We start from the raw sequence: 16,397 nt of genomic DNA on the forward strand, positions 1-16,397 counted from the left end.
CCTGGTAGTCCACGCCGTAAACGATGTCTACTTGGAGGTTGTGCCCTAGAGGCGTGGCTTTCGGAGCTAACGCGTTAAGTAGACCGCCTGGGGAGTACGGTCGCAAGATTAAAACTCAAATGAATTGACGGGGGCCCGCACAAGCGGTGGAGCATGTGGTTTAATTCGATGCAACGCGAAGAACCTTACCTACTCTTGACATCCAGAGAATCTAGCGGAGACGCTGGAGTGCCTTCGGGAGCTCTGAGACAGGTGCTGCATGGCTGTCGTCAGCTCGTGTTGTGAAATGTTGGGTTAAGTCCCGCAACGAGCGCAACCCTTATCCTTGTTTGCCAGCACGTAATGGTGGGAACTCCAGGGAGACTGCCGGTGATAAACCGGAGGAAGGTGGGGACGACGTCAAGTCATCATGGCCCTTACGAGTAGGGCTACACACGTGCTACAATGGCGTATACAGAGGGCAGCGATACCGCGAGGTGGAGCGAATCTCACAAAGTACGTCGTAGTCCGGATTGGAGTCTGCAACTCGACTCCATGAAGTCGGAATCGCTAGTAATCGCAAATCAGAATGTTGCGGTGAATACGTTCCCGGGCCTTGTACACACCGCCCGTCACACCATGGGAGTGGGCTGCAAAAGAAGCAGGTAGTTTAACCTTCGGGAGGACGCTTGCCACTTTGTGGTTCATGACTGGGGTGAAGTCGTAACAAGGTAGCGCTAGGGGAACCTGGCGCTGGATCACCTCCTTACACGAAGATTATCGTGATGAGTGTCCACACAGATTGATTCGGTTTAGATTAGAGAAGAGTATCTTAGTGTCCCGTTCGTCTAGAGGCCTAGGACACCGCCCTTTCACGGCGGTAACAGGGGTTCGACTCCCCTACGGGATACCACTTCCCTTGAGAAGTTAATGGGTCGTTAGCTCAGTGGTAGAGCAGTTGGCTTTTAACCAATTGGTCATAGGTTCAAATCCTATACGACCCACCATTTCCTTCATCCACAGGAAGTAAAACATGTGGGCGATTAGCTCAGTTGGGAGAGCACCTGCCTTACAAGCAGGGGGTCACTGGTTCGAACCCGGTATCGCCCACCACTCTTTAAGCATTTTTGGAATACATTTCCAAACCACCCAACACTGCGTGGTTCGGATTTTTGCCGCCGAAAGTCCTTAAAAAGTGGCTCTTAGTGATAAGAAGTACTTTGCTCTTTAACAATTTGGAAAGCTGACAAAACAACAAATTATTGTTGTTTGTAAAGTTCTCAATGTTTATCGAAAGATAAACACCAACAACACATTCAAGTGTGCTTGGTATCGAATAAGACTTCGGTCTTGTTCAAATTTGAGTCCGGCAAAATCTGTCTCGCACTCATGTAAATTAAACGCGAGACAACTTAGGTTGTTTAAACAACAACCCGAAACTCCTTCGGGTTGTATGGTTAAGTGACTAAGCGTACACGGTGGATGCCTGGGCAGTCAGAGGCGATGAAGGACGTACTAACTTGCGATAAGCGCAGATAAGGCAGTAAGAGCCGTTTGAGTCTGCGATTTCCGAATGGGGAAACCCAACTGCATAAGCAGTTACTGTTAACTGAATACATAGGTTAACAGAGCAAACCGGGGGAACTGAAACATCTAAGTACCCCGAGGAGAAGAAATCAACCGAGATTCCGGTAGTAGCGGCGAGCGAACCTGGATTAGCCCTTAAGCACTCGGTGAAGTAGGTGAACAAGCTGGAAAGCTTGGCGATACAGGGTGATAGCCCCGTAACCGACGCTTCATCGAGCGTGAAATCGAGTAGGGCGGGACACGTGATATCCTGTCTGAATATGGGGGGACCATCCTCCAAGGCTAAATACTCCTGACTGACCGATAGTGAACCAGTACCGTGAGGGAAAGGCGAAAAGAACCCCTGTGAGGGGAGTGAAATAGAACCTGAAACCGTGTACGTACAAGCAGTAGGAGCACCTTCGTGGTGTGACTGCGTACCTTTTGTATAATGGGTCAGCGACTTATATTCAGTGGCAAGGTTAACCGTATAGGGGAGCCGTAGCGAAAGCGAGTCTTAACTGGGCGCTCAGTCTCTGGATATAGACCCGAAACCGGGTGATCTAGCCATGGGCAGGTTGAAGGTTGAGTAACATCAACTGGAGGACCGAACCGACTAATGTTGAAAAATTAGCGGATGACTTGTGGCTAGGGGTGAAAGGCCAATCAAACTCGGAGATAGCTGGTTCTCCCCGAAAGCTATTTAGGTAGCGCCTCGGACGAATACTACTGGGGGTAGAGCACTGTTAAGGCTAGGGGGTCATCCCGACTTACCAACCCTTTGCAAACTCCGAATACCAGTAAGTACTATCCGGGAGACACACGGCGGGTGCTAACGTCCGTCGTGGAGAGGGAAACAACCCAGACCGCCAGCTAAGGTCCCAAAGTATTGCTAAGTGGGAAACGATGTGGGAAGGCTCAGACAGCTAGGATGTTGGCTTAGAAGCAGCCATCATTTAAAGAAAGCGTAATAGCTCACTAGTCGAGTCGGCCTGCGCGGAAGATGTAACGGGGCTAAGCAATACACCGAAGCTGCGGCAATATCTTTTAGATATTGGGTAGGGGAGCGTTCTGTAAGCCGTTGAAGGTGAATCGTAAGGTTTGCTGGAGGTATCAGAAGTGCGAATGCTGACATGAGTAACGACAAAGGGGGTGAAAAACCTCCTCGCCGGAAGACCAAGGGTTCCTGTCCAACGTTAATCGGGGCAGGGTGAGTCGACCCCTAAGGTGAGGCCGAAAGGCGTAATCGATGGGAAACGGGTTAATATTCCCGTACTTCTGACTATTGCGATGGGGGGACGGAGAAGGCTAGGTGGGCCAGGCGACGGTTGTCCTGGTTCAAGTGCGTAGGCTTGAGAGTTAGGTAAATCCGGCTCTCTTTAAGGCTGAGACACGACGTCGAGCTGCTACGGCAGTGAAGTCATTGATGCCATGCTTCCAGGAAAAGCCTCTAAGCTTCAGATAGTTAGGAATCGTACCCCAAACCGACACAGGTGGTCGGGTAGAGAATACCAAGGCGCTTGAGAGAACTCGGGTGAAGGAACTAGGCAAAATGGTACCGTAACTTCGGGAGAAGGTACGCTCTTGATGGTGAAGTCCCTCGCGGATGGAGCTGACGAGAGTCGCAGATACCAGGTGGCTGCAACTGTTTATTAAAAACACAGCACTGTGCAAAATCGCAAGATGACGTATACGGTGTGACGCCTGCCCGGTGCCGGAAGGTTAATTGATGGGGTTAGCGCAAGCGAAGCTCTTGATCGAAGCCCCGGTAAACGGCGGCCGTAACTATAACGGTCCTAAGGTAGCGAAATTCCTTGTCGGGTAAGTTCCGACCTGCACGAATGGCGTAATGATGGCCACGCTGTCTCCACCCGAGACTCAGTGAAATTGAAATCGCTGTGAAGATGCAGTGTACCCGCGGCTAGACGGAAAGACCCCGTGAACCTTTACTACAGCTTGGCACTGAACATTGAACCTACATGTGTAGGATAGGTGGGAGGCTATGAAGACGTGACGCCAGTTGCGTTGGAGCCGTCCTTGAAATACCACCCTTGTATGTTTGATGTTCTAACTTAGACCCATTATCTGGGTTGAGGACAGTGCCTGGTGGGTAGTTTGACTGGGGCGGTCTCCTCCCAAAGAGTAACGGAGGAGCACGAAGGTGGGCTAATCACGGTTGGACATCGTGAGGTTAGTGCAATGGCATAAGCCCGCTTAACTGCGAGAATGACGGTTCGAGCAGGTGCGAAAGCAGGTCATAGTGATCCGGTGGTTCTGTATGGAAGGGCCATCGCTCAACGGATAAAAGGTACTCCGGGGATAACAGGCTGATACCGCCCAAGAGTTCATATCGACGGCGGTGTTTGGCACCTCGATGTCGGCTCATCACATCCTGGGGCTGAAGTCGGTCCCAAGGGTATGGCTGTTCGCCATTTAAAGTGGTACGCGAGCTGGGTTTAGAACGTCGTGAGACAGTTCGGTCCCTATCTGCCGTGGGCGTTGGAAGATTGAAGGGGGCTGCTCCTAGTACGAGAGGACCGGAGTGGACGAACCTCTGGTGTTCGGGTTGTGTCGCCAGACGCATTGCCCGGTAGCTAAGTTCGGAATTGATAAGCGCTGAAAGCATCTAAGCGCGAAGCGAGCCCTGAGATGAGTCTTCCCTGATACTTTAAGTATCCTAAAGGGTTGTTCGAGACTAGAACGTTGATAGGCAGGGTGTGTAAGCGTTGTGAGGCGTTGAGCTAACCTGTACTAATTGCCCGTGAGGCTTAACCATACAACACCCAAGGGGTTTTGTAGTGGACTCAAAGCTAAGCGCATAAGAATGTGTGTGAGAACGAAAACAGCTTTCCAGAATTGTTGGTTATCACTTTTTAAGAAAAAGTGAAATCAAAAACAGAATTTGCTTGGCGACCATAGCGTTTTGGACCCACCTGACTCCATCCCGAACTCAGAAGTGAAACGAAACAGCGTCGATGGTAGTGTGGGGTTTCCCCATGTGAGAGTAGAACATCGCCAGGCTTTAACTTGTTGTTTTTAGATATTTAAGAAAAATCTAAAAGCAAAAAAAGTAGACGAAACGTCTAACCAGACAGCGGAGCGGTAGTTCAGTCGGTTAGAATACCGGCCTGTCACGCCGGGGGTCGCGGGTTCGAGTCCCGTCCGCTCCGCCACTTATTACGAAACCCAGTCTTAGGACTGGGTTTTTTGCTATCTGGAACTCATTGAACGCCAGATTTTAATCACCGCTTATCGCCTATCCCAGTACTCATCCTCTACGATGTTCAATCATCCCAAACTGCTGATTCTCTGTTTAATAGTTCTAGTTTATCGCCTTGTTGCATAGCCACATCGAGTAATAAAAAGCCGATGCTTTTGCATCGGCTCGAATAATGCTATGTGATTGATTAACCGCGTAGTGCCGCTTTGGCTAGAAGCGCTTTTTTCTCTGAATCAGAGAGGAAGGCCAACTCTAAACCGTTGAGCTGAGCTTGACATATCTGCTCTTGGCTTAAGCCTGCTTGAGGCGCTGCGATTTCATATTCGTAAGGTAGTTCAATCCCTTCTACAGCAGGATCGTCGGTGTTAATGCAGGCTAAAATACCATGCTCTAAGAAACGCTTAAGAGGATGTGTGGCTAGGCTATCCACCGTGCTCGTCTGTAGGTTGGAAGTCAGGCATGATTCGATACCGATCCGGTGCTGGGCGAGATAGTCCATAAGTTTTGGATCATGGATGGCTTTGACGCCATGACCAATCCTTGTAGCGCCCAGGTCTCTGATCGCTTGCCACATGCTTTCTGGACCTGCCGCTTCACCTGCGTGAACTGTCACATGCAATCCTGCATCTCTGACTTGTTTAAAATGTTGGATAAAGCGGTCACCGGGTTGCCCCAATTCATCACCTGCGAGATCGACTGCCACAATGTGATTTTTCTGGCTTAGGATGGCGTCGAGCTCTTGTTGGCAAGCATCGGTACCAAAGGTGCGGCTCATAATGCCAATAAGGTTGGCTTGAATACCAAAATCACGTACACCAGCGCGGACTCCATCGACAACAGCTTCTACCACTCCTGCAACAGGTAAGCTGTGTTTCATGGCCATGTAATAAGGAGAGAAACGTAGCTCGGCATAGTCAATACGGGCGTTAAGCGCATCTTCGACGTTCTCGTAGGCAACACGACGGCAAGCATTAAGATCGCCTAGTACCGCTACGCCCCAGTCTAGTTTGGATAAGAAGGCAACCAGAGAGGGTTCTGCTTCGACAATTTGTACATAAGGGGTAAGAGTTTCTAACGTGTTTGCGGGTAGCTTAACGCCAAATTTTTGTCCTAATTCCAAAATGGTTTGGGTGCGGATATTTCCATCAAGATGACGGTGCAAATCCGTTAAAGGGAGTGATGAAGTTATCATTATTGTTGTCCTTATCAGTATTTGCCGTTAAGTATAAAAACCAATCCACGGACTGTCAGCTAAGCAAAAGAAAGAAAAGGACTTATTTTGTTTAACTTTGCTTCATGTTAACCAGATCTGTTGGCCAATCCTGATAGGCCATTGGTTTACTGAATAAGAAGCCTTGCCCGCGAGGGCAACCGAGTTGGTTCAGTAAATCCACCTGCTCTTGAGTCTCTATGCCTTCAGCGACCAGCTCGACTTTAAAACCGCGAGTCATGTTAACGATCGCGGCTACCACGCTGTTTTCAATATTGTATGCATTGAGTTGAGAGACAAATTCTCTATCAATTTTTAGGCAATCGAAGGGAAGTTTGTGTAAGTAGGCGAGAGAACTATAGCCTGTACCAAAATCATCGATTGCAATGTGTATTCTTGCTTTTTTCAACTCAAGCATATTGTGCAAGATGACGGGGTCATTATCGACAATACGTGATTCGGTGATTTCGAGTGTCAGGTTGGCAGGCTGTAGGCCGGATTCGTCTAATACGCTGTGTAACTGAGCGATAAAATCGGGATGAGAGAGTTGATTAACCGATAGATTGACATGCATATGGAACGTCGATGGCCATTTATTTTCTGCAATACCACGAACGGTATCAGCACAGGCTTGACGTAAGATCTGCTCGCCAATCGCATTGATCAATCCACTCTCTTCTGCAATCGGAATAAAATCCATGGGTGGGATCAAGCCGAATTCAGGGGAAATCCAACGAGCAAGCGCTTCTGCGCCTAATACTTCACCACTATTTAAATCGACGATCGGCTGATAGAAGGGAACGAACTCTTGATTATCGAGCGCCAGTTTTATCTGCGTGACCATGAGCATTCTTTTGCGTGAAGCATTCGCCATCTCTGGTGAGTAAAAACTGATATGCGTATGTTCTGCCTTTGCGTTACTGAGGGCGATGCTACCATTACGCAGCCAAACGGTCATATTCGGTTCTTCAAGGTACACAATTCCGATCGACACATTCACAGCAATATTGTCGCTTGGCATGCTAAATGGAGAGGCAAACAGCTTGAGAATATCGGTAGCCACACTTTTTAAATCATCTTGCTGATTCACATCGGGTAGGTAGATAGCAAATTCATCGCCACCAATCCGAGCAATCAGAGCGGGCTCGGGAAACGTTACTTTCAGTCTTTGAGCAATAGCAACAAGCAGTTGATCGGCCTGATGGTGACCTAAGCTGTCGTTAATATCGCGAAATTTATCAATCCCAATCAGGATAAGGCCCCCGTTGAGTTGCGGGATTTGATGACAATGCTCAACTAACCCCTCTCGGCTAAGAAGTTGGGTCAGAGAATCGTAGACCAACTGTGAGCGTAGCGCTTTGAATGAGGCTTTGAGGCTATTGGTCATCTCAATAAAGGCTTGGACAAGCAAACTGGTCTCATAGATTTTACCGGGCTTAGGCATGCTGGCTGTCCAGTCACCATTGGCAAGTTGTCTTGCTGCCGAGGCGGTAGAAATGATCGGGTTGGCGACGCGGTTTAATGCCATTAAGCCGAGCCCTAAACCCACTAAGCTCACTAATAATCCTATCGCCCAACTGGTTTTTTGATTTTCAGGTAAGCTGCCTAGGAGATCCCCTTCCGCGATGGAAACACTGATATACCAAGTGAGGCCATATTGATCGGTAAAGGCTGAGGCTTGATTGAAATAGCGCTGTTGATTGACATGGGTAGTAAAAGTACCCACATTTAGGCCTTGCAGATCAAGTTGTTCGGCGCTGCTACGAATGATGGGGTTACGATTCTCGCTGGCGAACAGCCTTTCACCTTTCGGGCTTAACGGTGTCCCCCAAGAAACCACGCTACCTTCACCGGAATGGGCAATCAGGCGGTGCTGTTTGTCCATCACATAAACGTCAGCATTCATACGTTGTTTGAGTTCGGAGAGAAACTGGTTGAACGTATTGAGTTTGACATCAGAAACCATGACGCCAATAAATCTTTTATCCTGAAAAACCGGGCTGAGTGCGGAGAGAGTGATCTCTTGCTTCTCATCCATATTGGTATAAACCGAAGACCATTGTGGCGATGGCTTCTGCGCGACGGGGGCAAACCAAGGCCGCACGCGAGGATCGTAGTTATCAATCACCGTACGCAATTGATCATTCTTTGCCGCAGTTTGATAAATAACTAGTTTATCGTCAGTGCGTGCATCTTTGAGCATTAGGCTGTATTGCTCTGGTGCATCTCGACGCAGTCCTACATATTCACCATTCACTCCACCAAAACCGACCACGTCGATTTGCTGGATATTGTTACCTATGGGATTGGCTGCCGCACGAATGAAGTCTTCAATTCGACTTACGTCATTGAGCTGATAAAGATGGTGAAAGCCCACGTTGTAGGCAATCATCTGATTGGCAAAAAAAGGGCGATTAAGAAAGTCCGACAAGCGTTGTGAGATGCTATCAGTCAGATAAGATAACTTCTTAGAGCTGAGCTCTTTTACCGTTTGCTCATAACGATAGGTTTGCACCGCCGCCATTGCCAAAATCATGAACAGAAAGGTCAAGACAAACGGCAGTATGATGGCGGTTTTTAAGCGAATTTGGCGTTTTAAAGGCATACCCTTCTCTAATCTCACTTCCTGTGCAATAAAGTTGGGTAGGCCGTTAAGCTGACACTTAATATAACTCTTTGAGTTTACGTGTTAGCGTATTCCGTCCCCAGCCCAATACTTTGGCGGCTTCTTGTTTATGTCCATTGGTGTGGTGAAGTGCCGCTTCTAAAAGTATACGTTCAAATTCTGGGAGTGCGTAGGCAAGCAACTCGGTTTCACCGGAGGCCAGTGCAGATTTTGCCCATGTTTCTAACTGTTTCTGCCAACTTATATCATTATCAAAATGGCTGGCTTTCCTTTCTGATAATAATTCGGAAGGAAGATCACTTGGCAGCACTTCACTTCCACTTGCCATCACCGTGAGCCAGCGACACATGTTTTCGAGTTGGCGCACGTTACCCGGCCAATCGAGCTTGGTTAGAATATCCACGGTGCGCGGGTTGAGCGTTTTCATCTCCACTCCGAGCTCTTTGGCTGCCAGCGCTAAAAAGTGTTTAGTGAGCTTTTCAATATCTTGTCGACGTTCACGCAGTGACGGGATATGGATGCGAATAACGTTCAGACGATGGAATAAGTCTTCACGAAATTTGCCTTGATGAACCAGTTTTTCAAGATTTTGGTGAGTGGCTGCGACGATTCGTACATCGACTTTTATCGCGACATGACCGCCAACGCGATAAAACTGACCATCCGCCAACACGCGCAATAACCGAGTTTGAATATCGAGCGGCATATCGCCAATTTCATCAAGAAACAAAGTGCCGCCATTGGCTTGTTCGAAGCGACCTTGGCGCACGGTATTGGCACCAGTAAACGCGCCTTTTTCATGACCAAACAGTTCAGATTCGATGAGATCTTTGGGAATTGCCGCCATGTTGAGGGCAATAAACGGCTTTTGGGCACGAGGGCTGTGTCGATGCAGAGCATGAGCGACCAATTCTTTACCGGTTCCCGATTCACCGTTGATCAATACCGAAATCGAAGAGCGTGATAAGCGACCAATCGCGCGAAACACTTCTTGCATAGCCGGCGCTTCGCCAATGATTTCAGGGGCGGAATAGTTTTCACTGGGACGATGAGATGTCTTGCGCTGCTCTTGACCATGAGCGATGGCACGTTCGACTAAGGTGAGGGTTTCATCGACATCAAAAGGCTTGGGAAGATACTCAAAGGCACCTTGTTGGTAGGCATTGACGGCGGCATCCAGATCCGAATGCGCGGTCATAATGATCACCGGAAGTTCAGGGGTGCGTTGGTGCACTTGATTGAGCAGAGCAATGCCATCCATCCCTGGCATGCGAATGTCTGAGACGAGAACGTCGGGGGTTTCACGCTCCAGTGCCAGCAGTACGCTTTCCGCATCTGCGAAGGTTTCGCATTTTATATGGGCTGAAGAGAGCGTTTTCTCCATTACCCAGCGAATGGAACTATCATCATCGACAACCCAGACGTATCCTCTACTCATAGACAATCCTTAACAGCAATTCAAAATTGGCAAATAAATGGTAAACACGGTGCGTCCTGGCCAGCTTTGCACCTCTATTTTTCCCTGATGTTGATCGATCAGGTTTTGTGAAATGGATAACCCCAAGCCTGTGCCTCCTTCGCGGCCACTCACCATGGGATAAAACAGCGTATCTTGCAGCTCAGGAGGGATGCCGGGGCCGTTATCGATAATCTCGATGCTGGCGACGAGCTTATGACGTTGACCATGGATATTGGCTTGATGCACTGTTCTGGTGCGTAAGGTGATCACGCCGTGCGTTTGGTTAGCCAAAATTTGCGCCGCATTACTGACAATGTTCAGTAAGGCTTGTTCGATTTGATCCGTGTCCATCAAAATATTCGGCAGACTCGGGTCATAATCGCGCTCAAAGATCAAATTCGCGCCCGTTTCTAGCTCGACCAACTGACGCACCTTCTCCAAAATCAGGTGAAGGTTTTCCCATTTTTTCTCCCCCGGTCGTTGCGGGCCGAGTAAGCGATCAACCAATCCCCGCAAGCGATCTGCCTGTTCGATGATGATTTGGGTATATTCCATCAGGGTCGGATCGGGAAGCATACGCTCTAAAAGCTGGGCCGCACCTCTTAAACCACCCAAAGGATTTTTGATTTCATGAGCCAAGCCTCTAACCAATAACTTAGCCGCTTGTTGCTGAGCGTGTTGGTTGAGTTCTTGGGTTAGCCGGCGTTGTTGACCAATCGTGCGCATTTCGGCCAGTAACAGCAGCTCTTTGTGCCACGAAATCGGGCTGACGGTGACTTCGAGCATTAAGGGTTTGCTATCGATTACCAAGGTGACATCGCTATCAGTAATGCTTTGTCCGCTCTGGAGTGGCTGCGTGAGCAGTTGTAAATCGAGAGAGGAGTGTTGCACTAAATGATTTAAGCTTTGATGCATCAAGCGTTTAGCACTTTGTGAAAACAGCTGTTCAGCGGCAGGGTTGGCGTAGCGAATCATCAGTGACTCATCCAAAATGAGCACTGATGTGACCTGATTATTAATGATGGTTTGGCTTAATTCTGCACTCACACTCATTCTCGCTCGATGAACTTTAGGCTTGTTGGGTGATGCACAAAATTGGTGCATCGCCCAACAAGTATGGCGCAAGGGAGTGCAAACCAAAAGAGCAATCCCTTAGGCAATCGAGCTAATAGTCACATCTTGCGGTTATTTCACTGTAGCTCGATGCAAATGCACCGTGATAATCGAGGAAGATGCAATAATCTTGCCGCTTTCAATCGCTTGAATGGTAAAGGTGTGAGTGCCGCGATCGACATTTTTTAATTCCCAAACTGATTGGGTGGTGGGGGCACCATAGGGGCGGCCATCCATCATCAATTGCAATTGCTCACCGATTGAAAGTTTTCGATTGAGCTCAGAGCGAATGAAGAGATTGCCACTATTATTGCGTACCGTATCGTCATGCTTAGGTGAGATTAAACTGATTTTTAGCGGCTCCAGAGTTTGAGGTGCGGGAGATGCTGTCGAATCGGTTAGCTCTGTTTCAGAGGCGGTAACATTGCTAAGCCCTGTTTCATCCTCCGTTTCTGTTGTGACCGGCTCCGTTGAGTCGAAACTTGGCGCAGGGGCTTGTGCTTCATAATCCGGTAACTGGATGGATTTTGCTTTGTCACTTTGTGGCGTGTCACTAAAGTGCAGAACCCCTTTTTCATCGACCCAAGTGTAGACGTTTTGTGCGGCGAGCTGAGGTACCCAAAGCACACTAATGAGTAGCCATAGCAGACGAGACGATGACATATATCACCCCAATGACCTTAATGATTCACTTTATGGATCATGAGCTTATGCTCATGGTTAACGTTGTAAGCGGCATGTTAAAACGAATACTCAAAGGACTGAATATGCAAAAGGCCCGCCTGCGAGGCGAGCCTTAATATTGATGTAACCTAAGTCATTTTTTACACAGACTGAGAATTACACAGAGTAGTACAGTTCAAACTCAAGTGGATGAACAGCAACGTTCACGCGCTCAACATCTTTGGTCTTCAGTGCGATGTAAGAATCAATGAAGTCATCTGAGAACACGCCACCGGCAGTGAGGAACTCACGGTCTGCATCCAGATACTGCAGAGCTTGTTGCAGTGATTCCGCTACTTTTGGAATCTCTGCCGCTTCTTCTGCTGGTAAGTCATACAGATCTTTGTCCATCGCTTCTCCTGGGTGGATCTTGTTCTTGATACCGTCAAGACCCGCCATCAGCATAGCTGCAAACGCCAAGTATGGGTTAGCTGCTGGATCTGGGAAGCGAACTTCAATACGACGTGCTTTCGGGCTTGGTACCACTGGGATACGGATAGATGCCGAACGGTTACGCGCAGAGTAAGCCAGCATTACTGGTGCTTCATAGTGAGGAACCAGACGCTTGTAGGAGTTGGTGGATGGGTTAGTGATCGCATTCAGCGCGCGAGCGTGCTTGATGATACCACCAATGTAGTACAGTGCGGTTTCAGACAGGCCGCCGTACTTATCACCCGCAAACAGGTTAACGCCGTCTTTCGCGAGAGATTGGTGAACGTGCATACCTGAGCCGTTATCGCCAACCAGTGGCTTAGGCATAAAGGTGGCTGTTTTACCAAAAGCGTGCGCAACGTTGTGTACAACGTACTTGTAGATTTGGATCTCGTCTGCTTTCGTGGTGAGCGTGTTAAAGCGAGTCGCGATTTCGTTCTGACCCGCAGTCGCCACTTCATGGTGGTGCGCTTCAACAACCAGACCCATTTCTTCCATGATCAAACACATCGCTGAGCGGATGTCTTGTGATGAGTCAACAGGAGCAACTGGGAAGTAACCGCCTTTTACGCCTGGACGGTGACCTTTGTTACCATCTTCGTATTCAGTACCTGTGTTCCATGCCGCTTCTACGTCGTCAATCTTGAAGAATGAACCAGACATGTTGGTGGCGAATTTCACATCGTCAAACAGGAAGAATTCTGGCTCTGGACCGACAAGAACTGTGTCTGCGATACCCGTAGAGCGCATGTATTCTTCTGCACGTTTTGCGATAGAACGTGGGTCACGATCGTAACCTTGCATAGTCGCAGGTTCTAAGATGTCACAACGAATGTTCAGCGTAGCATCTTCAGTGAATGGGTCGAGCACAGCGGAAGATGGATCGGGCATCATCACCATGTCGGATTCGTTGATACCTTTCCAGCCAGCCACAGAAGAACCATCGAACATTTTACCGTCTTCGAAGAAGTCAGCATCAATTTGGTGAGCAGGGATAGAGATATGTTGTTCTTTACCCTTGGTGTCTGTGAAGCGTAGGTCAACAAACTTAACTTCGTTTTCTTGGATCAGCGATAAAACATTTTCTACTGACATCTTGGATAACCTCCGGTGTTAATAAGCGGTATGGGCTCGAGTCTTAAATAAAGTCGGCAAAGATTACTGCGTTGTACTATAGGTAACCGATGCTGAAATTAATAAAGCGAAAAGCGTGCCATGTTTATAAATCCAATATAATTCATGGTTTTGGTGCTGGAATGTTTGCTTTTTGATGAGCTTGTGCACCAAAAAGATCCTCAGTTGCACTATCATGGTGCGTATGCAGTTGCTCTGCACCATGTTTTACCAAAACGTTTGCTATTTCGCGCTCAATCACTGGGGATGTCAATGGCTGTTAAGCCGGAAACGTTAGAGATAAGTAAAGATGTCGAGCGAAATGAAGAAAAAGTCGACGATTTCAGCGCGACAGATCACATATTTCTAGGTTTTCCGCTAAAATCTGGTACATTATTGGCCGTTTTTGAACCATGTTCGGCGACTGCTTTAAGCAGCCAGCCTCAATGAAAAGTGAAGCAAACCCCGATGACCACTCCGCAAATTGAAAAATTAAGAAACATCGCGATTATCGCGCACGTTGACCACGGTAAGACGACCTTGGTTGACAAACTGCTCCAGCAATCCGGCACGTTAGAGTCTCGCGGTGATGTTGAAGAGCGAGTCATGGACTCGAACGACATTGAAAAAGAGCGTGGTATCACCATTTTGGCGAAAAACACCGCCATCAACTGGAATGATTACCGTATCAACATCGTAGACACCCCGGGACACGCGGACTTCGGTGGCGAAGTTGAGCGTATTATGTCGATGGTAGACTCAGTGCTGCTGATCGTTGACGCGGTAGATGGCCCGATGCCACAAACTCGCTTCGTAACCCAAAAAGCGTTTGCACACGGTTTGAAGCCAATCGTTGTGATTAACAAAATTGACCGTCCGGGCGCACGTCCTGATTGGGTTATGGATCAGGTATTTGACTTGTTCGACAACCTAGGTGCGACGGACGAACAGCTTGACTTCCAAGTGGTCTATGCTTCAGCGCTGAACGGTTGGGCAACTCTGGTTGAAGGCGAAACGGGCGAAAACATGGAACCGCTGTTCCAAGCCATCGTGGATAACGTTGCGGCGCCACAAGTTGACCTTGATGGTCCACTGCAAATGCAAATTTCTCAGCTCGATTACAGCTCTTACGTAGGTGTTATCGGTGTTGGCCGTATCAAACGCGGTAAAGTAAAACCAAACCAACAAGTGACTGTTATCGGTGCGGATGGTAAGAAGCGTAACGGCAAGATCGGTACGGTTCTGGGCTACCTTGGTCTGCAACGTTCTGAAACTGACCAAGCCACCGCTGGCGACATCGTTGCGGTAACTGGTCTGGGTGAGCTGAAAATCTCTGACACTATCTGTGATGTGAATGCTCTAGAAGCGCTGCCACCACTGAGCGTTGATGAGCCAACCGTAACCATGACCTTCCAAGTGAATACCTCGCCATTCGCGGGTAAAGAAGGTAAGTTCGTGACTTCACGTAACATCCTTGAGCGTCTGGAAAAAGAGCTGGTACACAACGTAGCACTGCGTGTTGAACAAACGGAAGATCCAGACAAATTCCGCGTTTCAGGTCGTGGTGAACTTCACCTATCGATCCTGATCGAAAACATGCGTCGTGAAGGCTTTGAGCTGGCAGTATCTCGTCCAGAAGTTATTCTGAAGCACGAAGACGGCCAACTGATGGAACCGTTTGAAACGGTCACCATCGACGTGCAAGAAGAGCACCAAGGCGGCATCATGGAGAAAATCGGCATGCGTAAAGGCGAGCTGAAAGACATGTCTCCAGATGGCAAAGGCCGTATCCGTATGGATTTTGTGATGCCTTCTCGTGGTTTGATCGGCTTCCAAACTGAATTCATGACTCTGACGTCAGGTTCAGGTCTGCTGTACCATTCATTTGACCACTACGGTCCACACAAAGGCGGCGTAATCGGTCAGCGTGTGAACGGTGTTCTGGTTTCTAACGGTACGGGTAAAGCGCTAACGAACGCGCTGTTCAACCTGCAAGAGCGTGGTCGTATGTTCATTGGTCACGGTGTGGAAGTTTACGAAGGTATGGTGATCGGTATTCACAGCCGTGATAACGACCTGACAGTAAACCCACTGAAAGGTAAGCAACTGACCAACGTTCGTGCTTCGGGTACTGACGATGCGCAGGTTCTAACGCCGCCAATCATTATGTCTCTTGAGCAAGCTCTGGAATTCATCGATGACGACGAACTGGTAGAAGTAACGCCAGTGAGCATCCGTATCCGTAAACGCTTCCTGACCGAAAACGATCGTAAGCGTGCTTCTCGTGATGCGAAGTAATCACTGACTTTCGTTTGGTAAGATAAGTCATCTAAGCCCTTAGCTGTCGCCAGTTAAGGGCTTTATTTTTACTGCGAGAGAATTGACTCTGGAGGAAAGGAATCGAATGTCGATTGTGATTATTTCTGGCGGCCCAGGTGCTGGAAAAACCACTTTGTTGAATGCGCTGGCAGAGCGTGGCTATGCCACCTATCCAGAAATACCTCGCCAATTGATTGAGCAAGAAAGCTTAAAACAGGATGGCATTTTGCCTTGGCATGATTTGCCCGCCTTTGCCGAACTTTGCTATGACGCCATGTTGGTGCAAAAACAGTCTGCGCAAAGTGCGTCGATGGCGTTTTTGGATCGCGCGATTCCCGATATTTGTGCGTACTTATTGGGCGCAGAGTTGGCGGTGCCTGCCAAATATTGGTCAGCGAGCTCGGGCTATCATCCACAAGTGTTGATGTGCCAACCCAGCGCAATCACTTATCAACAAGATGAAGTACGACCATACTCACTCGAAGAAGCCATGCACATTCATCACGGGTTAGTGAAGACTTACTCAGGGCTAGGTTATCAGTGTATTGATGTGCCAATGGCATCGATTGAGCAACGTGTAGCATTTGTGTTAACCGCCTTATCCGTGGCAGGATAACCGCAACCCACTGACAAGGAT

9 protein-coding genes, 4 tRNA genes and 3 rRNA genes (1 of these 16 only partly in view) are annotated in these 16,397 nt (G+C 48.5%); 10 read left to right on the forward strand and 6 right to left on the reverse strand.

All coding sequences use genetic code 11. The annotated features are described in order from the left end of the window. The 7 genes from F0316_RS00540 to F0316_RS00570 form a co-directional block, all read left to right on the forward strand. Positions 1 to 748: ribosomal RNA gene (locus tag F0316_RS00540) — 16S ribosomal RNA — on the forward strand; it begins 795 nt to the left of the window's first position. Positions 749 to 816: 68 nt separating this feature from the next. Then, positions 817 to 892: transfer RNA gene (locus tag F0316_RS00545), tRNA-Glu, on the forward strand. A 19-nt stretch (positions 893 to 911) separates the two neighbouring features. Beyond that, positions 912 to 986, forward strand: a tRNA-Lys gene (locus F0316_RS00550). A gap of 30 nt (positions 987 to 1,016) precedes the next feature. Further along, positions 1,017 to 1,092 (forward strand) — tRNA-Val (locus tag F0316_RS00555). A 342-nt stretch (positions 1,093 to 1,434) separates the two neighbouring features. Further along, positions 1,435 to 4,321 (forward strand): 23S ribosomal RNA (locus F0316_RS00560). Positions 4,322 to 4,450: 129 nt separating this feature from the next. Further along, positions 4,451 to 4,566, forward strand: a 5S ribosomal RNA gene (gene rrf / locus F0316_RS00565). The 16S, 23S and 5S rRNA genes sit together here with 4 tRNA genes alongside, the layout of an rRNA operon. Before the next feature lie 75 nt (positions 4,567 to 4,641). Next, a tRNA-Asp gene (locus F0316_RS00570) sits at positions 4,642 to 4,718 on the forward strand. A gap of 234 nt (positions 4,719 to 4,952) precedes the next feature. Here the strand turns inward: F0316_RS00570 and add are convergent. From add to glnA, 6 genes are all read right to left on the reverse strand, one after another. Further along, positions 4,953 to 5,957, reverse strand: coding sequence for an adenosine deaminase (gene add, locus F0316_RS00575; protein WP_142740433.1), 1,005 nt, complete (start codon positions 5,955 to 5,957; stop codon positions 4,953 to 4,955). 91 nt (positions 5,958 to 6,048) lie between these two features. Beyond that, positions 6,049 to 8,580 (reverse strand): phosphodiesterase GepA, encoded by a 2,532-nt coding sequence (gepA, locus tag F0316_RS00580; protein ID WP_001128651.1) that lies wholly within the window; start codon positions 8,578 to 8,580, stop codon positions 6,049 to 6,051. 58 nt (positions 8,581 to 8,638) lie between these two features. Next, on the reverse strand, positions 8,639 to 10,039 hold the full coding sequence (gene glnG / locus F0316_RS00585) for a nitrogen regulation protein NR(I) (protein ID WP_000086389.1): 1,401 nt from the start codon (positions 10,037 to 10,039) through the stop codon (positions 8,639 to 8,641). Between the two features lie 9 nt (positions 10,040 to 10,048). Then, positions 10,049 to 11,107 carry a nitrogen regulation protein NR(II) gene (glnL, locus tag F0316_RS00590; RefSeq protein WP_002162735.1) on the reverse strand — a complete coding sequence of 353 codons (1,059 nt, stop codon included), beginning with the start codon at positions 11,105 to 11,107 and terminating at the stop codon, positions 10,049 to 10,051. Between the two features lie 138 nt (positions 11,108 to 11,245). Continuing rightward, complete coding sequence (locus F0316_RS00595; RefSeq protein ID WP_000099257.1) at positions 11,246 to 11,836, reverse strand: DUF4124 domain-containing protein; 591 nt, start codon at positions 11,834 to 11,836, stop codon at positions 11,246 to 11,248. A gap of 177 nt (positions 11,837 to 12,013) precedes the next feature. Next, complete coding sequence (gene glnA, locus F0316_RS00600; RefSeq protein WP_000110151.1) at positions 12,014 to 13,423, reverse strand: glutamate--ammonia ligase; 1,410 nt, start codon at positions 13,421 to 13,423, stop codon at positions 12,014 to 12,016. Between the two features lie 144 nt (positions 13,424 to 13,567). Here glnA and F0316_RS00605 point away from each other — a divergent pair, with 144 nt between their 5' ends. The 3 genes from F0316_RS00605 to F0316_RS00615 all read left to right on the forward strand — a co-directional run bounded on the left by F0316_RS00605 (position 13,568) and on the right by F0316_RS00615 (position 16,376). Continuing rightward, positions 13,568 to 13,891: a hypothetical protein gene (locus F0316_RS00605; RefSeq protein WP_000244708.1), complete on the forward strand. Its 324-nt coding sequence runs from the start codon at positions 13,568 to 13,570 to the stop codon at positions 13,889 to 13,891. Between the two features lie 18 nt (positions 13,892 to 13,909). Next, complete coding sequence (typA, locus tag F0316_RS00610; protein WP_000211151.1) at positions 13,910 to 15,739, forward strand: translational GTPase TypA; 1,830 nt, start codon at positions 13,910 to 13,912, stop codon at positions 15,737 to 15,739. A gap of 106 nt (positions 15,740 to 15,845) precedes the next feature. Further along, complete coding sequence (locus tag F0316_RS00615) at positions 15,846 to 16,376, forward strand: AAA family ATPase (RefSeq protein WP_001965890.1); 531 nt, start codon at positions 15,846 to 15,848, stop codon at positions 16,374 to 16,376. Positions 16,377 to 16,397 lie beyond the last annotated feature (21 nt).

The sequence above is a fragment of the Vibrio cholerae genome, from assembly GCF_008369605.1.
Classification (GTDB): Bacteria; Pseudomonadota; Gammaproteobacteria; order Enterobacterales; family Vibrionaceae; genus Vibrio; species Vibrio cholerae.

What these genes read in the sequence shown, in the direction of transcription:
- gepA (WP_001128651.1), bottom strand. Translation starts at nt 8,580, where the DNA reads ATGCCTTTAAAACGCCAAATTCGCTTAAAAACCGCCATCATACTGCCG.
- typA (WP_000211151.1), top strand. Translation starts at nt 13,910, where the DNA reads ATGACCACTCCGCAAATTGAAAAATTAAGAAACATCGCGATTATCGCG.
- F0316_RS00615 (WP_001965890.1), top strand. Translation starts at nt 15,846, where the DNA reads ATGTCGATTGTGATTATTTCTGGCGGCCCAGGTGCTGGAAAAACCACT.
- F0316_RS00605 (WP_000244708.1), top strand. Translation starts at nt 13,568, where the DNA reads ATGGTTTTGGTGCTGGAATGTTTGCTTTTTGATGAGCTTGTGCACCAA.
- F0316_RS00595 (WP_000099257.1), bottom strand. Translation starts at nt 11,836, where the DNA reads ATGTCATCGTCTCGTCTGCTATGGCTACTCATTAGTGTGCTTTGGGTA.
- glnG (WP_000086389.1), bottom strand. Translation starts at nt 10,039, where the DNA reads ATGAGTAGAGGATACGTCTGGGTTGTCGATGATGATAGTTCCATTCGC.
- add (WP_142740433.1), bottom strand. Translation starts at nt 5,957, where the DNA reads ATGATAACTTCATCACTCCCTTTAACGGATTTGCACCGTCATCTTGAT.
- glnA (WP_000110151.1), bottom strand. Translation starts at nt 13,423, where the DNA reads ATGTCAGTAGAAAATGTTTTATCGCTGATCCAAGAAAACGAAGTTAAG.